Source organism: Paenibacillus sp. FSL R10-2788 (assembly GCF_038003885.1).
GTDB lineage: Bacteria > Bacillota > Bacilli > Paenibacillales > Paenibacillaceae > Paenibacillus_AQ > Paenibacillus_AQ odorifer.
In genome coordinates, this window is record NZ_JBBOQA010000001.1 from 4957224 (window position 1) to 4979449 (window position 22226).

The window sequence follows — 22226 nt, forward strand, 5'->3', positions numbered from 1 at the left end:
TTCTCCTTTGTTCATGAGGGATATCTACATTAGACATTAACTACATTTTAGCAGAATTCAACTTGGGTTGTTTTTTATGGATTGCTAATCTCAAACGCTCTTTTCTTCACTTTGGTATTTTTATCCACATCAACATTTTAGCAAACATACGTTCGTTTGTAAATGCACCTTTTTCTAATTTTCAAATCATCTTTCATTTCTTTAGAGCCGGCATTTTTCTGTGTTTCGTTTGTTGTTCGAATGCAAATGCAATCCGAATGAGTGTCGGTTCACTAAATGCCGTTCCTGCAAATGTGATCCCAAAGGCTCTTCCATTCTCTTGAAAGCCTGCGGGCACTGCTATAGTTGGATAACCTGCTCTAGCACTTAAATCAGCTCCGACATAAGCAGGAAACAGGATTGCATCCAATCCATACTTTTCTAAAGCATGATCGATCCCTATATTTTGCGAATAATATAAGTCAGAGATAGACTCTACAATATATTCCGAATGATTCAACGGTTTATCTAGCTGTGATCGATAGTTCAGCATATCTTGTCCATATTTCAAAGCCTTTTCCGAATTCCGCTCGTTCCATTCAATCAATTCATTTAGGTTATGGACAGGAAGTTGAGCCGGAAGGTTATATAAGTAATTTTCAACGGAATGCTTAAATTCAAGATTCATTTTGTTATATTTCCACTCTCTATGGAACGATGGAATATCTATATCTTCTATTATGTTGGCTCCAGAATCTTTTAATTTAGCCACAGCATCATTAAATAAATGTTCATCATATTCACCCATGTCACAATAATTCTTAGGTAGAGCATTTCTAAAAACGCCTATGGTCGCTTTATTTAATCCGTCTTTATCCAAAAATGCTGTGTAGTCCATAGTAGAATATTCATTTTTCCAAGTAGCAGGATCACTTTCATCTTTTCCCGTAAGTGCATTTAATAAGATCGCAACATCTGTCACATTCCTTGCCATAGGTCCAGCTGTATCCTGAGAATATGACCATGGAATTATGCCTGATCTACTTATTAGACCTACAGTTGGCTTTAAACCAACAATTGCGTTTTGCACAGCTGGACTTAAAATAGAGCCAGACGTCTCTGTCCCCACGGCTACTGTTGAAAAGTTGGCTGCAACGGAAGCGGCAGAACCCGTACTGGAACCCCCCGGAAAATGATCCCCGTATGGATTTTTGGTTTGTCCTCCTATTGAGCTATACCCAGCCCACATGGATGATGACATCCCATTTGCCCATTCCGTCATATTTGTTTTTGCAAGTATAATTGCCCCAGCATCCCTTAGTTTTTGGACAAGAAAAGCATCGTTTGAGCTAACATGGTTTTCCAAAGTTAATGCGCCAGCAGTTGTATGCATTTTATCATTCGTTTCAATATTTCCTTTCAATAATACAGGCACACCATGTAAAAGACTTCGTGCTCCGCTTAATTTTCTCTCCTGATCTAATGCCTCGGCAATAAAAATCGCATCTGGATTCATTTCCATAATAGAGTTTATCATGGGACCACTCTGGTCAAACGTTGCTATCCGATACATGTAATACATAACAAGTTCCCTAGAACTAACATCCCCTCTTACCATTGCATCCTGCAGTTCGAGTATCGTTATTTCTTCACTCTTTATTTTTGCTAATTCGAAGATATGTTCCATGATAACTCCTGCTTTCCATTTGGGTCATTTATGTAATAGTGTCATGTTCATATATTTTGGTGGGCCGTCCCCACTCGAAGTTATCCAGACCTATCTCCTTAAATCCATATTTCTCATAATAAAGAATATGATCCGTCGCCAAGTAGACTTTTGCATAACCTAGTTGTCCAGCTATTTTTCTGGCATGCTCCAACAAAACGGCTCCTAGTGCTTTGCCTCTCTCACTTTCGTCAATAAACAATGGCGCAATCCAAGGTGATAAATCTTTTCGAGTTATAAATTCCTGCTCAATTAATTGATAAAACCCGATGATTACATCATGTTTCAACAGCAAAAATGTAAAAGGAAACTCCTCATCTTTTGAGATTAAACTTTCTTGTATATTGGGGAGCACAACTTGTTGTACTTTTGGCCACCGTTTTTTGACATACTTAATAAGCTCATTTTGACGAAGAGGACATTCTTGTAAGGATTTAATATCTAGCATCTAACCATCCCTTCTTGTAAAAAGAAATTCCTATACCCATGTCTGCTCTCACAATAGTCATCCACCAGCTCTCAAAATGCATAGCAGCAAGCCCCGAGTGGGGCTTGCTGTAGGTTGTAAATACTAAAGTAGGTTATAACGCTGGTTCACTTCATTACTTAGAAACCGGTGTATAGATCAGGCAGCGCAGCGTCTTCTCGGGATAGCGCAGCTCTGCCGTGTAGGTGCTACCGTCTTTCAGTTTGACCAAGACCGCTACCACTCCGCTTTTGTCATATGCACTGTCTTTAATGATAGAGGAGCTGGTTATCGCACGGGTCTCGCCCTGCTTGTCCACCACAATGGATTTAGCGGCTTGAAGCCAGCTGGAATCCTGGCTAATCTTTTTATTTATAGCTGCTGTAATCGGAGTTCTCTTGTAGGACAGATCCACTATCGTGGTATCAAGTACGGTCCCGCTCTTTGCATCCACGAAAGTATTATACATGAAATAAGACTTATCCTGAGCCCGCAGTGTCTCTGCCCGGTAAGGTAGAAAATTAACGAACCATTGCCCTTTCGAATCAGGAAAAGGCTTATGATATGAGGTCTGAGCCTGCAACTTTGAGAGATCGACACCGAATAGACGGCTTACGCTCTCTTTTGCTCTGCGTAGGGCTTCATCCTGACTGATGTCCTTCTTATCTGGCTGTGCCACGACAAGATTGAGGCTTACCACATAATTAAAACGGTAATTCCAGTCGATCAATTGCAGCATTTCTTCATCGGTCAGTTCGCGCTTAGGAAATACATAGGTAAATTTGCTTTGATCCAGATAAAATTCGGAGCTCCCTGATTTCAAAGGTAGCTTCTGCTTGGGCCGTAAACCATCGTACTTGTATTGATCATCCAATAACATCCGCCGCTTATTCTCCTGGTCCGTAAATTGCCGCGTAAGCTGTTCATCCTTGCCAGTGAGCCTGGCCTTCTCTGCATACTCATTAATCTGCTTAATTTCTTCAGCGGTGACTGTGCGCTCAAAATACGACTTGATCGTCGAGACTGGTGTTTTGGTTGCAACCTTAAGTACCGGGATCTGGCTGCTCGCCAGTTGAACAGCAGGCTTCTGGTTGAGTTCTTGCGTGTAGGAAACGTTCGCTTGAGACACATTCTGGTTCACTGTAGTGTAAGCGACGATTTTGGGCACTGCCAAAGCAGTCAGGGCCAGCAGACCACCGGATATCGCGATCACCCCAAGGGCTGATTTCACATCTTTACTCTTCATTTCTCATAACCTCCATAGTGTAAGTGGGCTTGACTTACATGTACTTTAAGTTACGAATGTTATAAAGTACGAAGCCCCTTGTTATGAAGTTGTAAAATCAGTTACAGACTCGTTCTAAATATTGGAGCCAAGCAACAGATCAAGGATTGGGAAGCATACACCGCCCATGTTGACATAGTCACAATTACTCATAACAGAAATAGCGATTTTTTCATCGGGAAGCAGGAACAGATTGCTTAAGAATCCAGTATCCCAGCCGGAATGTGAGAGAATACGAGAACCTTTATATTCTCCTAGAAACCAGCCCAATCCTATCTGTGCATTTTCCGGATCATAGCCCGTTTGTGCATGAGGTTTCCACATTTCATCATAGCTACCTGGCTGGAGGATTTCATTGCCGTTCCCGGCTGTTCCACCGTTTAGATGCATCGACAGATATTGGCACATATCTTCGGCATGGGTATATAAAGTGGAGCTAGGTGCATGGGCCCTGTTATATGGAAAAACACTACTAACGCAGCCACCACATTCATGGGTAGCTCCAAGCACATGAGGTGCAGCAATATAAGCTTCAGCCTCCTGTTTAAGAAAAGAACTGGACTGCATTCCTGTTGGTTCAAGAATATTTTTTTCCATATACTGCTCGAAGCTCATATCGCTGACTTTTGCTATCATATCTCCCAAGATCTCATATCCTATATTACTATAGGCAAATTTCTCTCCCGGTTGGCTTAACAGCTTGTGGTGACCTATCCCTTTTACATATCGTTCAAGACTTTGCTCGTCGTATTCAGGGCGATCCCACGCATAATCTTCCTCATCAGGCATACCGGAGGTATGATTCATAAGCTGTCTTATTGTTATATTTTGATACCGCTCATCCTCTAACTTAAAATATGACAGGTATTTAGTGATGGGGGCATCCAATTCTACCTTACCACGCTCAACTAATTGCATAATGGCGGTTGCTGCGAAGGTTTTGGAGACAGAGGCTTGGTGAAACAAAGTGCCACGAACTACAGGATCACCCGTCGATAAATTTGCCGTCCCATATTCACCAGTAAACAGAACTTGGTTGTCCTTTACGATTCCGGCCGCTAATCCCGGAAACTTTTCATTTTCCACAAACTTGATTAGCATTTCATGCAAAATATCCTCTATCTTCTGATTCGTGTACATTTTGTCCTCCCCAATGACAATAAAGCACCATTTTCAATAAATTCACCCATACAAATAATAACATCTTATCGACCCTTTATCTGGTAATAAATAATTATAATCAAATAAACAGTCGCTTACTTGAAAAGGCAGCAATTCATTTCCCGAGCTTCCGAGCCAGCCTCCAATTAGAGGACCCACAACGCGTGGTCTTTCTACCTTGCTAATAATATCCATGAATCGTCTTCGCCTGCCCTTCAACAACCATAGATTTTACGGCTGAAACAGACGGCTGCCGCAGCTTGATAACCTCTAAAGCCTCAGTAACGATAGCATCCGCGGCTGATTTCCGGGAAAAGTTCTTCATATCCTGCACCTTTCCATCCCTGTACCCCAGATGCTCCAATCTCTGAAGCTGCTCTACTAACTGCTCCTCGTTTCGGGCAATCTCTATTAAATTGTGCTCAGACAACCATTCTGCATTGCCTGCCTCCTGACCGGGGAGCGGACGATAGACAATTACAGGAAGTGCTAGAGCCATCGCCTCAGTCAAGGTAATCCCCCCTGCTTTGGTCAACAGACAGGAGGATATGCACATTAGCTCCTGCATTTCTTCTGTATAACCCCGTATGTGAACCCGAGGATTCTCTTGAAAAAGCTCTTCCGTAGCCATCTGGAGCTTATGATTATTCCCGCACAATACCATTACATCGAAGTTTGATTGCTGCAGCGCCCTTATTATTAAATGGTTAATATCACTCAACACGCCGTAAGCCCCTGCCGCAAGTAATAGATAATGTCGATTTCCATCTAGTCCATGCTTACGTAAAAGGCCTTCACGTTCCTGAGTCTGTTCAAAAGCTTCACGAATCGGAATCCCGCTAACCACAAGCTTTTCTTCAGCAATACCTAATGACATCAGTTCTGCTTTCATACTTTCCGTAGCAATAAAATACTTCGAGGTTTGTGGATGAAGCCACCTGCCATGAACCACATAATCCGTCATGACAGTGAAAAGGGGGATTCGTCTTCCCTTTGTTGATGCAAGCTCAGCAGCGGCCAAATAGGGAAAGGTATGAATGATAATATCCGGTCCAATCTCGTCGATGATCCTTTGCACTTTCCGCTTGCCCATAGAATGAATCCATTTACCCATGAACTGGTCTGGTTTAATCTTGCTCGTCAACTTGTACACTAATCCATAAAATTCTTGAGTATAACCTGTGCTGTTCAGATAGAATCTGCGGGACAGCTCATTCAGACTAGGGTAGACTGCAGCGAAAAGATCCAAGGTAACAATCCGGCTGATCCCTCTACGTCTAAAAGAATGATCAATTGCTTCTGCTACTTTGATATGCCCGTCTCCAAATGCCGAAGTTACAATAAGTACTTTAGGATCTGTGTTCATGAGAAAGCTCCTTTTTCGCTTGGCCTTCTCTAACTCTAACTCTGAATCGTAAACAGATAGTGATGAGATCCTCAACTGAATATTAACTTCATGATTTTCTATAGAGCGAAGCAAACGAAGAAATCCGCAGAAAAAAACACAGTGCATCAACCTCCAGTAACGATAGGATTAATGTTCTGTGTTTAGTTAAAGGCAAACTGTGTCCGAAAGCATCTTCGAACGTGTAATATGATCAAATTAAATGAAAGTTGGTGTCTGAGTAAATAAAGTTTTAGACTGCCGCTGGTTTATTGAACTAACGTGTCCCGTTAGCTCAATTGATTACCTTTGAAAAGTGAGTCTGTATTTGATATATATCCATAAATGAAAAATGTATTATTTTCTTCTCTATACGGAATTCTTAATTCATGTAAAATCGAAAGAAATTCTTTACTTATGTCAATTAATTCAGGAGGAAGCAGATTCCCCTTGTGCTTCTGATACCTTGGTCTAACCCGTATCCATTCTACAGAAAAAAAAGGTGAAAGTCCTTCTATCCAATCCCCTAAATACCAGACGTCGTTTTCGAAGTTCTCTGGATAAAGTATATCGTCTAATACATACTTAGCTTGATATGGAGGGGTAAAAGGTAGTTTATTTAGTACATCACTTTGTAAGTTTCCCCACTTAGTGTCATTCATAACTGAACATAATTGTTTCTGTGTAATAACTTCATGTACCCTTTTTTTAAAATCCTGTTCAAAACCCACAATTAAAAATCCTCCTGAATAACAACATAAATCCCACGCTGACCTGCCCGTGTGTCGTTATTGAGTTATCGTTATCCGTTAACTTAATACAAAATGGCTGCTCGGCTATTACATATTCAAAATTAGTCAAGTTTAATAATCTTATCAAAGCAGTATGAATCTTTGTCATAGCCACTATGCACATAGAAAGCATGGGCGTCGGTTCGCTTAAATCCGCTACATAAAATAATACTTGATATTTCCATTTCTTTAGCGTAATTTTCAGTGTATCTTAGTAGTTCTGTACCTATCCCACTATGCTGTAATTCCTTTTTAACAGCAAGCCCTTGAATATGTAGATAACCATTCGAAGACCCTACGGATAACGCCTGAACTATAGTGACAAAACCAACCACATCATTTTCAAATAATGCAACGAATGTTTTGTAATTTCCAGCCTTATTCATGTTTTCCATAGTAACTCGAAAGTTTTCAATATTAACATTGCGAACGCCAAGTACATCATTCCATAAAAAAACAACTTCAGTATAATCATTTGCTACAACTTCTCGTATTTTAATTTCCATCCCCCCCTTTATAGAAATATTCAAGCAAAGGATTCGACAATTGATGAAGCAATCCTGCCCGTAACTTTAACAAATAAAAGAGGAGCATTGTCATGGCAATGCTCCTCAGCTATCGTTTCCCGTAAGCTTTATAGATTGCCTCTTTTTCAGCCTGCAATCATTAGAATCCATTCTCTCATTAGTTTGTTGTTTTATAATATTCTGATAAAATGCCCTCTAAAACTTGCTTATAATCATTTTTATTATAAGAAGAGTTATCAACTTTTATCTTGGTAATGTTTAATCTGTTAAAAATTTCTTCTTCCAGTTCCCTTCTTGCTTTAAGAACCTGCAGTGTTCCATCTAACCCTTTATAATTTTGTTCTTTTCCATACCCTTGGTTCGTGTAATATTCAATAAATCCCTCTGACCATTCCTGAGGTCTTTCCTTTACAGCCTTTCTGAAAGAATGATCAAGATCATTCTGCTGTACATATATCAACAATGGATTCAATCGCTCTACAATTGTTGCCAGTTCAATAACATAACTTATAACGTCTTCCTTCTTCGCACCATGTTTAATCATGCCTATAGTTACAGGGTTTTGTATAAAACAACAATCAAAAACAAAGGTGTCTGCGCCATACAAAACACGATCCGCAAACTTCTTCCATCTTTCTGTTATCAGTTTCCTATTTTGATCTAGCGGCAATTCATAAATATCATGTTTAAAAACTGCGTGATGCAATTCATCTGGAAAACTTGACCAGACTTCATTTTTTATTTTCCGATATTCCAGGAAGTAATCGTTACCTTGTTTAATCATTAGATTACTCAACAAATCTTTAAACTTTTTATGGGTATTCAATAATTCATCGCATTCGGTTTTCTTAAAGAAAGCGACTCCATCATAATCAGCAGGATGTTCCAGATTTCCTTCTAAAAAAAGCTGGGATGTAATGTTCACTTCCGTAAGAATTTCATGAACTTGCTGAGCAGTTGTTGTTTTACCAGATCCTGGCATTCCCTCAATCAAGACTAACTTCGATCGCATAACAAAGTTCCTCCACTCGCTAGTAGAAGGATAAACAGGTAGGAATCAATAGAGATGCTGTTATGCTGTTTCCCACGAATAAAAGCGGATACCATCAGGTATCCGCAGGATGGGTATATGATACACCTTTTCCTGCATACCCTATAAGATTAAAGAAAAGCATACCTAATAAATAGTGTAGTCACTATTTCAGGCATCCTTTCAAATTGTTAATCTTTACAGAGTATTCCACATGATAAGTTTATGCTCCTTTGTTTGCATCTCTATTGTTTAGATTAACAGTAAGCATAGGTAAATACAATCAGGGACTTTCTAAACAATCCTGCCTGTTAGCTTAATAAAAAGAGCAGGATACCGAAGCACCTGCTTATCAAAGTAATGTATTATTCAACTATCGTTCTCCGTTAGTTGAATCCACCCGTGGAATGTAAAACTTGGCCGGTAATCCACTCCCCATCATCGCTGGCTAAGAATGCAACCAGACGAGCTGCATCCTTAGGCAATCCTACTCTACCTGTTACAAATTGCTTAGATAACTGCTGTCGTAGGTCAGGAGTCATCCAGCCGGTGTCTGTGGGTCCAGGATTTATCGCATTTACGGTGATGCCTTTCGGTCCCACCTCTGCTGCAAAAGTTCGTGTGAAAGCATCTATTGCCCCTTTCGTTGTGGCATAAGAGATTTCACCAGCCATGGGACCTAGTGATTGGCCCGATGTCATATTAATAACTCGACCACCTGCCGATTGCGTAAACCGTCTAGCGAATTCCACACTAAGCATAGTTACCGCCCTAACATTAATTGCGTAGTGTGCATCCAAAGACTCTGGGGTAATCGTGGTTAAGTCATCGTTAACCGAATAACAAGCATTGTTAACAAGAATGGAAGGTTCTCCCAGCTTCTGCTCAACGTTATTTAATAAATCCACAAAGCTTTCAGGTACAGAAAGATTCATCATTAGGTGTTCGCAACGAACGCCCATGGAACGTATTTCCTCACAAAGTTGCTTTTGCTCCTCATTATTGCTACCCCAGGGCATCTGTTGATCGTAACTAACCCAGTGTGTAAAAAATACATCAGCGCCTAGATAGGCCAACTCTTTGCACACTGCAGCACCGATTCCTGTGCTGCGACTTGCACCTGTTACTATTGCGATTCGACCTGTTAATCTGCCAAGTGTAGTATTCATGGGTCTTTTCTCTCCTTTTTATTTTGAAGTCGCATTAAACTGCGGTGACTATTGTGCAAATCTGCCCGTTACTTCAATAAAAACAGCAGGCTACCGTAGCGCCTGCTCATTAATGTGTATTATTCAACTAAAGTTCCCGTTAGCTCGATAGTCATATGTTTTAATTAGAGTCGCTGCTTATAGTTGTGAGGCTTGCCAAACACCTAACGCAGTGACGTCCCGACGGGCTTAGGGGGCTGGATGTGGTCACTCGCTTCCCAGAGTGACCCGGAGCGTCAATATGGTGTTAGCCGAGGGAAGTTCTGGAAGCAGCCATTGCATTTAAGACGTTCTCAAAATAGCTACATACTTCATCTGCAATTCCCAGAAACTCTTCAACAAGTACATTACTATCCAAGTAACAAGCATACAGATAATCAACTAAAGCGGAGTCAATCTCACAATAGTTTAATAGGGCATTCTTCATCTTAATAATGTCATCTTGCCATACACCTGTATCTTCTAAAACCAAAGAGTATAATGCACGAATTAATCTCTTAGAGTAACCTTTAATATATCTAGTTTTCATTGTATTATCACTAGCATTAGAAAGTAAACTATGTATACGATCTATTTCCTCCTTGGTCTCTGTATTTAAGTCTAAAATGAACTCTGGAGAAATAATTATCGGTGGTACTTTTTCACCAACGTCATGACCATATATGCAAACACAAATTATCTTTACCCAAAAACCCCACTCATTTGGTTTACTTAATACATCGTCAATCGAGCAAATTATCGTATCAATCTTAGTTACTATTGGATATTCTTCCAAAAGCCTGTCTTTAATTTTTGACAATCTTTCGTAATCAATATCTTTGGGATTTACACATACAATAGTAAAGTCTGCATCTGACTTAAAAGGTTTAGCAGTTCCTTTTGGAATCGAGCCACACATATAAATGCTATGAATCTTACCTTTGAATTCGGTAAGTATATTATCTATATACTTATCAACAAAATCCTTATATTCACTTTGTATTTCAATTCTATTTATAACTTTTTCTAATATCATATAGACTCCTCCTAAACTAAGAACTTCTTTCGGCTAACGCCTTTTTGCGAACTTCGTAAATTCGTCATGACTTAAGTTATTCGCGAAATCATTCAACTATCCTGCCCGTTAGCTTTAATGAAAAAGCAGCCGGTTGTTTGAGCGGCTGCTTACATGTTTTTATTAAATTAACGTTTCCCGTTAGAATTCCTGTAAACTGAATAATTTGGAGTTTGAACAAAAACGAGCGCCTCGGTAACATGGGAGTTGGATACGGGTCTACAGCCCTTTTAATCTCACCATTTAGGAGGTCGCTCTACTATGAAGTTTAAAGCTCAAGACAAGCAAAATCAACTCATTGAAAACATTACCGTTCATCATTTGGTCATTGGCGTAGACATCGCCCAAGAAGTCCATGTGGCCCGCGCGGTCAGCTTTCGTGGGATTGCTTTGGGAACTCCGCTCGAATTCGGTAACCATCGTGAAGGGTTCGATCTGTTCGAACGCTGGATCCAAGATCTACTCAAATCCTACAAACTTAGCAGCGTCATAGTTGGTATGGAACCCACTGGCCACTACTGGTTTAGCCTGGCACGTTGGCTCCTCGATCAAGGCATGGAGCCCGTTCTGGTTAATCCTCATCTCGTCAAAAAGAACAAGGAAAACCGAGATAATACACCGTCTAAAAGTGACCATAAAGATGCGCTTGTCATAGCAGACATGGTCAAAAACGGGTACTACTCCCCTGTTCGTTTTCATCCCGAAGATTACGAGGAACTACGTATTCTAATGGCGAACCGAGAGACGGTTACCAAGCGCCTCAACGCTGCGGTTAATCAGATTCATCGCTGGGTAGACATTGTTTTCCCTGAACTTCGTCAGGTTTTTAAAATCCTCACTTGCACCAGTGCAATCGCAACACTCCGACTCTTCCCCTTGCCAAAAGAGATCCGTCTGTTAAATACGGAACAGGTCCTTGCCGGTTGGAAGCAATATGTAAAGCGTCATGCTGGAGTTAAACGTGCTGAGCTACTCATTTCACTTGCGAAATCCAGTGTGGGTGCCACTCAGGCACTCCACGCATACAAGCTCCATCTTGGGCAATTGCTCGAAGAATATGACCTGGCCCAGCGCCAGCTTGAACAAATTGAGCATGAGCTCCGCCTCATTCTTAAGCGTATTCCTTATGCACAGAAGCTCCTTGAAATACGAGGCATCTATGTTACGAATCTAGCTGGTGTACTCGGTGAGGCTGGTGATCTAAGCGGATATACGCACGGAAATGCTTTACTGCGTCATGCTGGGTTAAATCTAGCTGAAGCTAGCTCCGGGAAATGGCGAGGAAAGATGGTGCTCAGCAAACGAGGCCGGCCACGTTTACGTCATTTTCTTTATCTCATGACAATGAGTATGGTTATGACAAATCCGGAGATACGAGCGGCACATCGTTATAATGTAGAGGAAAAGAAACTGAAGAAGATGAAATCCATTATGAAATTAATCGGTAAAGTAGCGAGAATGCTAGTCGCATTGGCTAAAAGCAGTACCGCTTACGAACCGATCAAGGTATTCCCACAAGCAGCATAAAACCAATTAATCCTCATCGACTCATGCATTCGCAGGATAACAAGAAGCACGGAGTATCGGGAGACGTTACGCAAAAGGGCTCGGACCCGTTCCGTTAGAAAGACCGACCTCCACCCCTTAGTTAGATGTGACGAAGGAATGAAAGGGCTATGACCCGTTGAGACATGGGAGTGAGAATCGCTAGGGCGAAGTGGAGACGTGCATATAATGGAACAATATGGGTGATCCTTATTCACCCTTATTTACGCATGCCCAATTCCCCATCTCCCAGCCACCGGCTCCTTCATCATCCTCTTCATCACTTTAACTACAGGATGAAATCCTGCGAATTCATGAGTCTGAGTGAGGAAACTGAATCATTTCGAGGGAGCTTAACGCCATTGCCTATGCATCACCAATCTCCGATATACGTGTCTACTTTACTTTATTTAATAAGTTTGTCACCATTCTGCTCAATGTCCCTTGATCGACGAAAGGAGCAAGGCTTGCCAGCAGATCTGGGCTAAGATGTTCAGCTTCGACTCCACTAATTAACTTCTCGAGATTTTCCCTGTCCAGAAAAGGTACGAGGCTAATGATCCGGTTCGCATCAATAGTGCCATCTGCAACCCGGTCTACCAAGCGGCTTAACGTTTCTCTGCTAATAAAGGGTGCCAACCCTTGAACGGAATTCCAGCTCAAGCTACCCTCTTCTGCTTGTTGTACCAACCGATCTACATGTTCTTTTTCAAGAAATGGGGCAATTCCAACAAGATTGTGCACTTCTAAGGAACCGTCAATTGATTTATCTACCAGTCGGCTTAATGTGTCGCTGCTGACGAACGGAGCGAGTCCAGTAATGGTATTCCACACAATTTCGCCCTCTTCTGCCTGACGAACCAGTTCATCCAATGTATCTGTTCCAAGGAACGGAGCCAGCCGCATGATCACGTCTAACTTAAGGACGCTGCTGTCTAATCGTTCTGTAACCTTATGCAGAGCACTCGCTTTTACAAACGGCGCTACTTCTACAAGTTCTTCCACCTCCACCTCACCGGTATTGACCATCTCTGCAACTTGGTCCGGCCTGTTCTCTGCGATCTCCTCAACGATCGTTCCTAGGTGCGGGTGCTCCCGATTTTCTGCGTTGTCTCCTGCATTTAAAATGTCGTCTACCGTTTTGCCGAATAACCTCGCAAACTGCGGAAGCGTTCCGATATCCGGTAGCGAGTCGCCCCGTTCCCATTTCGATACCGCTTGATGACTTACATTCAGTTGGTCGGCAAGTTCTAATTGGGTCAAATCCTGGTCTTTGCGAAGCTTCGAAATATAAGCTCCAATTTTACGCAAGTCGAGCATTGTATACCTCCAATAAAACAAAATGTACAGTGCGCACTGTCGAAAACAGCATAGCATTTCCTCAAACGCAATCCTATCAAGCGGTGGTTGAATTATCCCAGGCGCTTTATTCAACTGCCGGTAGAATTGTCCACTTTTGTCACTTTCATTTATAGGTTTTTTTCTACAAATCATTTCCATTATCCTACCCGCTAGTTGAATTACACCCAGGCCTTTGGTCAGTACCGAAGTCTTAAATACGTTGCTCTCTCGTCCAATTAATGCAGAAACCCTGAGGCTCATCAGCGCTCATCGTTTATACATAATATAATCATCACTCTAACTCATCGCTGTTAACAACACCGCAATCGTATTAAACACACCGTGAACGATCATACCAGGCACGACCGATCCCGTACGTTCATAGGTCCATGCAAGGACAACTCCACTAATAAAATTCACGGGCATGGCATTCATAGTGGGAAAATGTGCAAGCGTAAAGATTAGCGAACTAATCACAATCGCCCAGCTCATACTAACACGAGTCCGTAACCAACGATATACAAATCCACGGTAAAATATCTCCTCATAAAATGGTGACACGATCCCTGCCGACACAATACCAATAATTATAGTAAATAGAGTGACATTTTGCTTCAGACTCTCTGTTTTGCTATTGTCCACCGTATTCCCAAGAAAACTCGTGAGATAGAGAGTCGCCATACTCAATACGATAAGAATAAGTGTCCACAGCGCAATTCTCCACCAATCTTTCGCAGAAAATCTCTTTACTCCTACCTCAGTCCAAGGCATTTTCTTCGGTCGTAAAGCAATAAAATATAACCCTAACAAAAGTACAATTGCTATGGTAAGCCCTGTAAGAGTTCCTGAATAAAGAGTATTCCCCAGCCATTGCTCATACATTGACTGTACCGCATATTTGATAACGAATATAACAAATACAAACTCAAGCGCAAGTAAAGCAATAAACTCACGCCATGTCCACTGATCCATCTTCTTCCACATTTCCGTGCTGGTCATCCTTAATCCCTCAATCCTCTGTGATATAATTTAATGATAATAGGTGACGTTACGTCACCTGCAAGCATTATTTTTGGGAGGAAAAAGAACCATGAATAGATGGACAACAGGACAAATATCCAAACAGCGGAACATTTCGGTTCGAACCCTACGTTATTACGATCAGATCGGTCTACTTACACCGAGTTATAAGGAAGATAACGGCCGCCGTTATTATTCAGAAGAAGATTTATTCACTCTCGAAAAGATAACGTTGCTTAAATCACTATCACTACCGCTTGAAGACATTCAAAATGTAATGGACAAGCTATCCTTTCGTCATATTCTAATCGCACATCATAATCATCTTCAGGAGCAGCTTGCTTCTCTTCAGGGCAGTATTGCAAATACTACTTCTTTGATCAACATGATTGATCTAGAAGGTACACTCTCCTGGGATCGGGTTTCTCATCTGGTCCAGAACGTACAACCCATTTCTAAACAATGGATCGATTACTTCAACGATGACGAAAGTACCTTTCTACAAAATGCACTACCCAATCTCAGCAGTAATGACCAGACCACTCAGCAATATGCCTCTTTGCTGCGCCGGATTGAGTGGTGCATACAACAATCTGTTCCACCTGAATCTGATGAAGGTTATTCCATTGCCTGTGAGTTAATAAAGCTATCACACGAAACCTTTAATGGAGACGAGGAATTGATGGAGAAGTTTTGGGAAGTGAGGAAGCTCCCTACATCAGAGTCAGGACTATATCCCGTTTCCGACGAAGCGCTGAACTTTGTGGAGCTTAGCATTGCTCACGCTCTAGAAAAAGAGACGGAACAGAAATAGGAGATTTCATCATATTGATAGATTTCTTTATACACCAGGTTGCGGTTTATCATAACTCGCTGGAGAACTTTTTTTTATTTCCTATAGCCATTTGAACGATAATCTGAAGCACGATGATTACAGCCAATCCATAAAATGCTTGAACGAAGCTGCCTGTTGCATCGTGCAGCCAGCCAATGGCTAGCGGCCCAAGCGCTCCGAGAATGTAGCCACCAGATTGGGTCATTGCGGACCAGCTACTGGCTTCTTGAGCACTGCTTGTTTCATCAATGGGCAACATCAGTGCAATCGGGAACAGCCCACCCGCTCCAATACCGAGCGGAATCGCCGCGAGCCAGGGGCTAACGGTTAGGTTCAGCATCAGGACACCCATCAACTCCAATAATGCACACCCGACAAGCCAGAATACACGTCTTTGGTAACGATGTACAAGCATGGGAATGAACAACGTAGAGGGCAGCGATATCAATGTAAATAAAGTTTGGATTTTGCCGGCCGTCTCTTGACTATACCCCTGGCTTTGGATTGCTGGTGCAAGCCAAGCGGTCAATGAATAGAAGATCGCTGCCATCAGCCCGAAGAATAATGTCAGCACCCAGGCACGTTTGTTGTTCACCGGAAGTGGTGCATTAAGTACACTGGAGATTTTACCGGATTGTCGATCTGCGTGCGCAGACCAGGCTAATCTCAACCATATCGGCAATGCAATGGCTGCGACTAATGCCCATACAGCCAACGAGCCTCTCCACGAACCACCCAGCGTATGCTGTAGCGGAACCGATAGTCCCACACTAATGCTGGCCCCCATCACCATCGCTGTAGAGTAAATACCCACCATGGATGCCACTCGGTCAGGGAAGTACTGCTTGATGAAGCTGCGCGCTCGAGGATGAACTCGGAGTTCCCTTATTTGACCGAGTCGGCAAAAAGATTGTGATGACTCAGGCCGGAAATCTCTTTCTGGAGCACTGTGTACAGATGATTCGGCATTTACAGAATACCCAGGATGCGTTAGCTGAATTACGCAATGATCAACGAGGGCGGTTGGTAATTGGTGTTCTCCCTTCCGATCTGGACTATCGGCTCACCCCATTACTCGTGAATTTTCATACGCGATTCCCTAAGGTGCAGCTGAAGGTTATCTCTTCGATCTACGTCTTGAATCAAGTACTGGATAATGAAGTAGACATCGGGATCGAGATCATTTCCGCTCCTGATGACCGGCTTGTACGCATTCCTTTGTGCAGTGAAGAATATGTACTTGTCGTTTCCGAGAAACATGATTGGGCTGAACGAAGCACAATTGGAATCCAGGAACTGCGTAATATCCAAACTGTAATGTTCCCCGAAGGATTTACAGGCAGAGAATTGGTTGATGGCTATTGCCGTAAATATGGCTTCAGCTTAAATACGATCATGGAGACCAGTTCGGCAACTTCCATTATTAGCTTGGTTAAAGCCAACGTCGGAGGAACATTGCTGCCTTATCCTCTGATCCAAGCGATGAATGAACCAACACTACACTGCATCCGAATTACAGACGATCCGCCATATCGTCACTTTGAGATCATTCATCGTTCCGACCGTTTTCTGACAAAATCGGCCAAGGCATTTATTGAGAAAACTATCGAGTATTTCAATTAAAGGTGAGTTGCGAAAGAGATCGCTTCTGCTGCCAGAAGTAGAGTATAGTAGGAATAGTTGAAAATATATTAGGAGGCTACAGCCATGTCACAGGAGATTTGGATTAACCTGCCAGTCAAAGATGTTGAGAGGTCAACTGCCTTTTTCAATGAGATTGGATTCCAAGCGGTGAGTGTTGGTAACGAGAGAGCCAAGCTTGTTATAGGCCAAACAACAATTCTGCTGTTTCCGGATGCGGCGTTTGAGAAATTCACAGGTTCAAAGACCGCAGATACTTCCCATAGCGCTGAAGTAATATTCTCCATTGGTGCTGAAAGCAGAGAAGAAGTAGATGCCTTTATCCAAAAAGCAGAGTCTGCCGGAGGAAACATCTTTGGCAAGCCAAGTGAAACTGACGGCTGGATGTACGGCGCAGGATTTGCCGACCTGGACGGTCACCGCTGGAATCTGCTGTACATGGATGAGAGCAAAATGCCAAAACGCTAATATAAAAACGCAGGTCACCTGCATATTTGAACTAACCTTCCGTTAGCTAAACAAAGGCAGCCGCTCCATTGACTGGCTGCCTTTGTGTCGTAATTGAGTTTTTTAGGAGTGAAATTTGAAGCGAAAAGCCAACACCGACAAATCCAAGATATGGTGTAAAAATTTTGCTTATACGTTGATGAAAAGAGCTGGGAACGGAATGAATAAAGAAAATAGGGACTTCGCTGAACGAGTTCGATGATTTAGCTGGTCAACTGTACCTGAACATTGAATCAAAGTGGACTATATTTGATTCAGTTCCCTCTCAATACCCTAGTAATGAAAGTCAAATTGCAGATGTCTCAGAGGAAGAAAAGTACAGTCAAATAATAAAGCTGAGACGTGAAAAAATTACAGATATAAAATTGGGAGACGTTACTCCACATTTAATTATAAACTTGGAATCAGGAAGCATATTATTTGTTAATGGTTTTCATGAGAAGTATGAATGTTGGCAGGTGGGAGTAGAATTTGATAATTGGCTGGTTGTTGCATGTCCAATGAATGGAATTGCTACATGGACCTCAAATAAATTTTAATAACAAAAACACTCCATTGTCAGGAGTGTTTTTTGCTTTATATACTGATATACATTTTGTGGTCAAACTGTACTTTGTATTTGGAAGCATTACGGTGAACCGTATTATATATTCAAATTTCATGGCTACGCGATTACACTTTCGGAGGAAACATACGTTTATGGACCCTCAACCACATGTACCTGCACTGTAAGCTTACTATCTACGGTTGCCAAGATGACATTGTTCAATAAGTGGGGCTGTATTACCGTTTCCAGCCATTCGCGGTTTTTGCCGATTTCGCGTAACAGTGCATGTTCAATGTGGCCATCCACAATAATCGGTTTGGTCAGGTTAAATGGTTGTGTGGCCAACTTCAGATCAGCCGGAGTTACAGGCTGATAAGCCGTATTTACGAATACAGAAAGAGTACCGCCTGGCTCCCATGAAGCAAAGGCAACCTTCGAGATATCCTCTACGCTCGACTTTCTCAGCTCTGCATACAAAAAATCAATAGGTAACTTTGCCTTCGACAGGTTCCGGTAATTAAGCTTCCCTTCCTGAATAAGAGTAATCGCTGGAGGATCGAAAAATTGTTTTAACAGTGGGATCTTTAAACTGAGCCAGATCGCGACTATGTATAGGATCACGAGCGAAAGAGTCGTAATCATGGAACCCTTCAGGCCAAGTTGCTCGTCCGACAGTGGATGCGCAATAATATTTCCCAGCGTCAGCGCGATGATGAAATCAAGAAACCTAAGCTGCGATATTGAACGCTGACCCATCATTTTGGCAGCAATTATAAGGAATACAAATCCGACAATCGAGCGTAAAATCCACCCTATTGCCGACAATGACTCTTGGCTCTTAAAAAAATCCACGCGCTCTTTTCCTCCGTTATCTTATTTTCCATTAATTAGGTTGCCCTATCTCTACCCAAGACATACAATTCGTAGCAACACTTTATGTAATGTTAGTTTTTTGTATCAGCGACATTACGCTCTACTGCCCGTTAGTTGAACAAAGGCGGCCGATCCCCTGACCGGCTGCCCCTATGTCATCATTTAGCTATCGCTATTCGACAGTTTAACAATCAAGATTTCTGCACGCCGTGACCACTCTTCTAATGTCTATGTGCAAGAATATTAATAAGTTTGCCAAACGGGTCGCGGACATAGAATCGCCGAACGCCCCAAGGCTCATCAACAGGCCCATATTCTATCGGAAATCCAGCTTTCTTCATGCTTTCAAATGTAGCATCGACATCATCGACTTCAATTGATAGATCAGGCGTAGGCGTTTCTGAGCCACCCTGTGAGGCAAAACTAATCTGAATGCTCATCTCCTCGTCTAAACCATAAGTTCTAATCCAACCATGATCCATCATTAAATCAAGACCGAGCACATCCTCATAGAAGCATTTAGCTGCCGTGATATCCTTCGTGTTTATATTGGCGACGATTCGTTTGACCTTCATTTCAAACCTCCCAGACATAAGTAGATTAATCTTGAATATAGAATACATTCAACATATAACAGTTAATTCTAGCATCGACGTTCCTAACCTTAATTTATCCATAATAAGCTGTGAGGCTCACCGAGCAGAAAACACCCGAAGAGTTGGCATTAAGTCTGGTTACGAAATCTCCGTACTAACCATCTCAACACAAGAAGCACCACGATTCCGCAAATGGTATAACTGATTGGGCGAATAAATTGCTCCACGATACCCCAGTTGTCACCTAAGCGGTATCCCAGATAGATCAAAGCTAAGTTCCACGGGATACAGCCGAGTGCTGTAAATGTTATGAATCTCCAAGCTTTCATTCCAGCAATCCCTGCGGGCAGTGAGATAAAAGTACGAATAAAGGGCAACATACGAGTAAAAAATACGGTACTCTCGCCATAACGCTCGAACCAACGCTCCGATTGCTCCAAATGATGCTCATTCAGGAGAATATATTTTCCGTATTTCTCTAATAACCGGCGTCCACCAGCCTTACCAATATAATAGGCAATGATGGAACCCAGTAGGTTTCCGAATATCCCAGCAACAGCAACTTCCATAAAAGTAAGCGAGCCTTGCGCAATCAGCCAGCCACCGCTGAGCATAATCACTTCGCTGGGAATGGGAATACAGGCACTCTCTAGAATCATCCCTAACCATATGCCCCAAATGCCCATAGAATTAACAAGGTGAAGCGCGGATTCAGATATCCACGTAAAGAGTTGATGCATGAGTGTTCACTCCGCTTCATAAATTTTCTATTATATAAGAAAGGAAACAAAATAATGGTGAAATTCAATATACACAAACTTTTGTACGGCATATTCGTTATAGCCGCTATCTTGCTGATGTTCCCTAAATTTTCTTACAATGATCCCGATACCTTCTGGCATATAGAGCTAGGACAATATATGATCGAGCACGGACAAGTTCTACATCATGCCATACATACTTTTTACGGAAGTAAGCTGCCCTACGTCCCTCATGAATTCGGATTCCAGCTGCTCGTTGCCCCGCTTTATGCAGCGTTTGGATGGCCGGGTGTGTATATTTTGACCGCTGTATGCTTGTTCTTGTTAGTGCTCGGATTGCTTCGGCTGGGTAAGGTTTCACGCAAAGAACTGGGACTTCAGGAAGACCATGTTCTCCTGCTCCCTTTTGTGCTGCTAATTTCTTGCTGGATTTATTATAATTATTTCAAAGGCCGTCCACAGATGATCTCTTCGTTTATGATTGTCTGGTTTTTCGTATATTTGCGTGAATATCAAATGAGTGCTCAAAAGAAATATGCCGCTGCGATGATTGCCCTTTCTATTGGCATTGCCAATTTCCATGCAGGAGTATGGCTTGTAATTGCTGTATTTACAGGGATGGCCTTGCTTGAATCATTGATCCAAAAAACGCTGAATGAGCGTAAAATTATAGTCTTCGGTCTCATCTGGTTAGTTGGCATTCTAAATCCAGGCGGCGTAAAAAGCCTCTTGTTTATTTTGACAGTAACGAAAAAGAACTTTAACCTGCTGATTAATGAATGGCAGCCGATTCGGTTCAATAGCTTGGATAATTTGCCCATTCTACTGTTGCTTATGTTCTTTGCCTGCACACTTCCTTTTGCACTCCAGCGTAAACCGTTCCGTTTTTTTCTTATGCTTGGGATTCTATACCTCGGTGTATCAAACTTCAAGCAAAACCTGTTTATGTGGCTGTTCATTCCCTATTTTGCGGCTGTATTTTTTGATGCGCTTCCTGAGTTCACCAAAACAGGTATTCTAGTCCGACAAAGTACATTACGAGGGTTACTGGCAGTTGGTCTGCTGCTAAACATTGCTTATCTGTTCCTTGTACCACCAGTTATTGACGCTAAAAAATATCCTGTAGATGAAATGGACTATATTCTGCAGCATACACCTGAAGGTACACGTCCCAAAGTTCTCGCCCACTACGGTTCATCCGGCTATGTCATGTTCCGAGGGGGAGATGTGTTATGTGATGGCAGACAAGATCCCTTCGTGACAAAAGATTCTCTTGGCGTATTGGGTTGGACTGCTTTTGAACGCTCGATGCACGGATTCTCTGAATACCTTCCCGAGATCGTTAATTACGATCATCCCGATTATGTAATTACGAGCAAAAAGGTCTCATATAAGCTACTCAAGGAATGGACACAAAAATTCGGTCAGCCCGTATTTACAGGGACCTATGGCAGTGTCTTCTCGTTTATCCCAGAGTGATGATCCAGCTCGTTAATTCCTCACTCTGTAGAACGCAAAAAAAACGCTGACCTGAGGCAATCTAGCCAATAGTCACCGATCCACAATTAAGTATTCTGATTAATAACATCCGCATGGTAAGGATATACATAATTACGACAAATAAGAAAAATAAGTTAGTAAAATATCAAATCTAGCGTTGATTGTTCCGAAATTGTATAGTATTTTATGGAAGAAAGGTAATTTAAAAGAAGGGAGGAATTAAAAATGGACAAGATGTGTATGGAAATGATGATGAACATGTGTATGGATGATATGATGTCTAAGATGAACTGTATGAAGATCGGCATGGAAAAAATGTCTGAAATGGGCATGATGGATATGAACATGGATATGATGATGAAAAAAATGCAGGACTGCGATGAAATGATGACTATGTGTATGACAATGATGCGCGAAGGAATGCAAATGTCTAAGTAGCCTATAGACCA

General features: G+C 41.9%; 22 protein-coding genes. 6 read left to right on the top strand and 16 right to left on the bottom strand.

What is annotated here, in order from left to right:
* Positions 1-193: 193 nt before the first annotated feature.
* The 10 genes from NSQ50_RS22145 to NSQ50_RS22190 form a co-directional block, all read right to left on the bottom strand.
* Entirely contained in the window at positions 194-1666 is a 1473-nt protein-coding gene (locus NSQ50_RS22145; protein WP_076223592.1) for an amidase family protein, read from the bottom strand.
* 28 nt (positions 1667-1694) lie between these two features.
* Entirely contained in the window at positions 1695-2153 is a 459-nt protein-coding gene (locus NSQ50_RS22150) for a GNAT family N-acetyltransferase (protein WP_076104339.1), read from the bottom strand.
* A 154-nt stretch (positions 2154-2307) separates the two neighbouring features.
* Entirely contained in the window at positions 2308-3417 is a 1110-nt protein-coding gene (locus NSQ50_RS22155; protein ID WP_038572617.1) for a hypothetical protein, read from the bottom strand.
* A gap of 114 nt (positions 3418-3531) precedes the next feature.
* On the bottom strand, positions 3532-4596 hold the full coding sequence (locus tag NSQ50_RS22160; RefSeq protein ID WP_076223594.1) for a serine hydrolase domain-containing protein: 1065 nt from the start codon (positions 4594-4596) through the stop codon (positions 3532-3534).
* A gap of 202 nt (positions 4597-4798) precedes the next feature.
* Positions 4799-5983 carry an MGDG synthase family glycosyltransferase gene (locus NSQ50_RS22165; protein WP_036683080.1) on the bottom strand — a complete coding sequence of 395 codons (1185 nt, stop codon included), beginning with the start codon at positions 5981-5983 and terminating at the stop codon, positions 4799-4801.
* 308 nt (positions 5984-6291) lie between these two features.
* Positions 6292-6732 carry a DUF6678 family protein gene (locus NSQ50_RS22170; RefSeq protein ID WP_051491267.1) on the bottom strand — a complete coding sequence of 147 codons (441 nt, stop codon included), beginning with the start codon at positions 6730-6732 and terminating at the stop codon, positions 6292-6294.
* 122 nt (positions 6733-6854) lie between these two features.
* Positions 6855-7298 (bottom strand): GNAT family N-acetyltransferase, encoded by a 444-nt coding sequence (locus tag NSQ50_RS22175; RefSeq protein WP_036683081.1) that lies wholly within the window; start codon positions 7296-7298, stop codon positions 6855-6857.
* Positions 7299-7476: 178 nt separating this feature from the next.
* On the bottom strand, positions 7477-8331 hold the full coding sequence (locus tag NSQ50_RS22180) for a hypothetical protein (RefSeq protein WP_076223596.1): 855 nt from the start codon (positions 8329-8331) through the stop codon (positions 7477-7479).
* Positions 8332-8735: 404 nt separating this feature from the next.
* Positions 8736-9518 (bottom strand): SDR family oxidoreductase, encoded by a 783-nt coding sequence (locus NSQ50_RS22185; RefSeq protein ID WP_038572625.1) that lies wholly within the window; start codon positions 9516-9518, stop codon positions 8736-8738.
* Positions 9519-9804: 286 nt separating this feature from the next.
* Positions 9805-10572 carry a nucleotidyltransferase domain-containing protein gene (locus tag NSQ50_RS22190; RefSeq protein WP_076223599.1) on the bottom strand — a complete coding sequence of 256 codons (768 nt, stop codon included), beginning with the start codon at positions 10570-10572 and terminating at the stop codon, positions 9805-9807.
* Positions 10573-10872: 300 nt separating this feature from the next.
* On the opposite strand from NSQ50_RS22190, the gene NSQ50_RS22195 reads away from it, so the two are divergent.
* Positions 10873-12138 (top strand): IS110 family transposase, encoded by a 1266-nt coding sequence (locus NSQ50_RS22195; RefSeq protein ID WP_036684113.1) that lies wholly within the window; start codon positions 10873-10875, stop codon positions 12136-12138.
* A gap of 414 nt (positions 12139-12552) precedes the next feature.
* On the opposite strand, the gene NSQ50_RS22200 is transcribed toward NSQ50_RS22195, so the two are convergent.
* Both NSQ50_RS22200 and NSQ50_RS22205 read right to left on the bottom strand, forming a co-directional pair.
* Complete coding sequence (locus NSQ50_RS22200; protein ID WP_051491268.1) at positions 12553-13476, bottom strand: helix-turn-helix transcriptional regulator; 924 nt, start codon at positions 13474-13476, stop codon at positions 12553-12555.
* 318 nt (positions 13477-13794) lie between these two features.
* Positions 13795-14496, bottom strand: coding sequence for a CPBP family intramembrane glutamic endopeptidase (locus NSQ50_RS22205; protein WP_076224904.1), 702 nt, complete (start codon positions 14494-14496; stop codon positions 13795-13797).
* Between the two features lie 91 nt (positions 14497-14587).
* Here NSQ50_RS22205 and NSQ50_RS22210 point away from each other — a divergent pair, with 91 nt between their 5' ends.
* Complete coding sequence (locus tag NSQ50_RS22210) at positions 14588-15331, top strand: MerR family transcriptional regulator (RefSeq protein WP_038572641.1); 744 nt, start codon at positions 14588-14590, stop codon at positions 15329-15331.
* A 49-nt stretch (positions 15332-15380) separates the two neighbouring features.
* On the opposite strand, the gene NSQ50_RS22215 is transcribed toward NSQ50_RS22210, so the two are convergent.
* Positions 15381-16352, bottom strand: a complete 972-nt coding sequence (locus NSQ50_RS22215; protein ID WP_306068404.1) for an MFS transporter — start codon at positions 16350-16352, stop codon at positions 15381-15383.
* On the opposite strand from NSQ50_RS22215, the gene NSQ50_RS22220 reads away from it, so the two are divergent.
* Both NSQ50_RS22220 and NSQ50_RS22225 read left to right on the top strand, forming a co-directional pair.
* Positions 16310-16975, top strand: coding sequence for a LysR family transcriptional regulator substrate-binding protein (locus tag NSQ50_RS22220; protein ID WP_256717098.1), 666 nt, complete (start codon positions 16310-16312; stop codon positions 16973-16975). The two genes, NSQ50_RS22215 and NSQ50_RS22220, sit on opposite strands and share 43 nt — an antisense overlap.
* Before the next feature lie 84 nt (positions 16976-17059).
* Positions 17060-17461, top strand: coding sequence for a VOC family protein (locus tag NSQ50_RS22225; protein WP_036683113.1), 402 nt, complete (start codon positions 17060-17062; stop codon positions 17459-17461).
* Between the two features lie 736 nt (positions 17462-18197).
* Here NSQ50_RS22225 and NSQ50_RS22230 read toward each other — a convergent pair.
* From NSQ50_RS22230 to NSQ50_RS22240, 3 genes are all read right to left on the bottom strand, one after another.
* On the bottom strand, positions 18198-18899 hold the full coding sequence (locus tag NSQ50_RS22230) for a DUF421 domain-containing protein (protein WP_036683116.1): 702 nt from the start codon (positions 18897-18899) through the stop codon (positions 18198-18200).
* A 242-nt stretch (positions 18900-19141) separates the two neighbouring features.
* The gene (locus NSQ50_RS22235) at positions 19142-19495 is read right to left on the bottom strand and encodes a VOC family protein (RefSeq protein WP_036683117.1); all 354 of its coding nucleotides are present in this window, start codon (positions 19493-19495) and stop codon (positions 19142-19144) included.
* A gap of 149 nt (positions 19496-19644) precedes the next feature.
* Positions 19645-20256, bottom strand: coding sequence for a DedA family protein (locus NSQ50_RS22240; RefSeq protein ID WP_036683119.1), 612 nt, complete (start codon positions 20254-20256; stop codon positions 19645-19647).
* Positions 20257-20310: 54 nt separating this feature from the next.
* On the opposite strand from NSQ50_RS22240, the gene NSQ50_RS22245 reads away from it, so the two are divergent.
* The gene (locus NSQ50_RS22245) at positions 20311-21756 is read left to right on the top strand and encodes a hypothetical protein (protein ID WP_076224905.1); all 1446 of its coding nucleotides are present in this window, start codon (positions 20311-20313) and stop codon (positions 21754-21756) included.
* 246 nt (positions 21757-22002) lie between these two features.
* Positions 22003-22215 carry a hypothetical protein gene (locus tag NSQ50_RS22250; protein WP_076224906.1) on the top strand — a complete coding sequence of 71 codons (213 nt, stop codon included), beginning with the start codon at positions 22003-22005 and terminating at the stop codon, positions 22213-22215.
* The last annotated feature ends 11 nt before the right edge of the window (positions 22216-22226 follow it).

What these genes read in the sequence shown, in the direction of transcription:
- NSQ50_RS22145 (WP_076223592.1), bottom strand. Translation starts at nt 1,666, where the DNA reads ATGGAACATATCTTCGAATTAGCAAAAATAAAGAGTGAAGAAATAACG.
- NSQ50_RS22150 (WP_076104339.1), bottom strand. Translation starts at nt 2,153, where the DNA reads ATGCTAGATATTAAATCCTTACAAGAATGTCCTCTTCGTCAAAATGAG.
- NSQ50_RS22155 (WP_038572617.1), bottom strand. Translation starts at nt 3,417, where the DNA reads ATGAAGAGTAAAGATGTGAAATCAGCCCTTGGGGTGATCGCGATATCC.
- NSQ50_RS22160 (WP_076223594.1), bottom strand. Translation starts at nt 4,596, where the DNA reads ATGTACACGAATCAGAAGATAGAGGATATTTTGCATGAAATGCTAATC.
- NSQ50_RS22165 (WP_036683080.1), bottom strand. Translation starts at nt 5,983, where the DNA reads ATGAACACAGATCCTAAAGTACTTATTGTAACTTCGGCATTTGGAGAC.
- NSQ50_RS22175 (WP_036683081.1), bottom strand. Translation starts at nt 7,298, where the DNA reads ATGGAAATTAAAATACGAGAAGTTGTAGCAAATGATTATACTGAAGTT.
- NSQ50_RS22180 (WP_076223596.1), bottom strand. Translation starts at nt 8,331, where the DNA reads ATGCGATCGAAGTTAGTCTTGATTGAGGGAATGCCAGGATCTGGTAAA.
- NSQ50_RS22185 (WP_038572625.1), bottom strand. Translation starts at nt 9,518, where the DNA reads ATGAATACTACACTTGGCAGATTAACAGGTCGAATCGCAATAGTAACA.
- NSQ50_RS22190 (WP_076223599.1), bottom strand. Translation starts at nt 10,572, where the DNA reads ATGATATTAGAAAAAGTTATAAATAGAATTGAAATACAAAGTGAATAT.
- NSQ50_RS22195 (WP_036684113.1), top strand. Translation starts at nt 10,873, where the DNA reads ATGAAGTTTAAAGCTCAAGACAAGCAAAATCAACTCATTGAAAACATT.
- NSQ50_RS22200 (WP_051491268.1), bottom strand. Translation starts at nt 13,476, where the DNA reads ATGCTCGACTTGCGTAAAATTGGAGCTTATATTTCGAAGCTTCGCAAA.
- NSQ50_RS22205 (WP_076224904.1), bottom strand. Translation starts at nt 14,496, where the DNA reads ATGACCAGCACGGAAATGTGGAAGAAGATGGATCAGTGGACATGGCGT.
- NSQ50_RS22210 (WP_038572641.1), top strand. Translation starts at nt 14,588, where the DNA reads ATGAATAGATGGACAACAGGACAAATATCCAAACAGCGGAACATTTCG.
- NSQ50_RS22220 (WP_256717098.1), top strand. Translation starts at nt 16,310, where the DNA reads ATGATTCGGCATTTACAGAATACCCAGGATGCGTTAGCTGAATTACGC.
- NSQ50_RS22225 (WP_036683113.1), top strand. Translation starts at nt 17,060, where the DNA reads ATGTCACAGGAGATTTGGATTAACCTGCCAGTCAAAGATGTTGAGAGG.
- NSQ50_RS22235 (WP_036683117.1), bottom strand. Translation starts at nt 19,495, where the DNA reads ATGAAGGTCAAACGAATCGTCGCCAATATAAACACGAAGGATATCACG.
- NSQ50_RS22240 (WP_036683119.1), bottom strand. Translation starts at nt 20,256, where the DNA reads ATGCATCAACTCTTTACGTGGATATCTGAATCCGCGCTTCACCTTGTT.
- NSQ50_RS22245 (WP_076224905.1), top strand. Translation starts at nt 20,311, where the DNA reads ATGGTGAAATTCAATATACACAAACTTTTGTACGGCATATTCGTTATA.
- NSQ50_RS22250 (WP_076224906.1), top strand. Translation starts at nt 22,003, where the DNA reads ATGGACAAGATGTGTATGGAAATGATGATGAACATGTGTATGGATGAT.